This window comes from Pseudomonas sp. 30_B (assembly GCF_017491605.1).
Classification (GTDB): Bacteria; Pseudomonadota; Gammaproteobacteria; order Pseudomonadales; family Pseudomonadaceae; genus Pseudomonas.
The window spans coordinates 1-248 of the sequence record NZ_JAFGYY010000457.1; the positions used below are offsets into that span (position 1 = coordinate 1).

At 64.5% G+C, this 248-nt stretch carries 1 protein-coding gene; it reads left to right on the plus strand.

What is annotated here, in order from left to right; all coding sequences use genetic code 11:
• Positions 1-248 (plus strand): sulfatase-like hydrolase/transferase (locus tag J5M67_RS29095; RefSeq protein ID WP_207888748.1); only part of this gene is annotated, 248 nt, incomplete at both ends.

The following is a 248-nucleotide window of genomic DNA, read 5'->3' on the forward strand; positions in this document are numbered from 1 at the left end:
CGAGCACGACGGCGACGTCGGCAAGCTGCTCAAGGCGGTGGACGACCTGAAGATCGCCGACAACACCATCGTCGTCTACACCACCGACAACGGCCCGAACCAGTGGTCCTGGCCGGATGCCGCCACCTCTCCGTTCCGCAACGAGAAGAACTCCAACTACGAAGGCGCCTTCCGGGTGCCGGCGATGATCCGCTGGCCGGGACATATCGAAGCGGGCCAGGTGTCCAACGAGATGTTCTCGGGGCTGG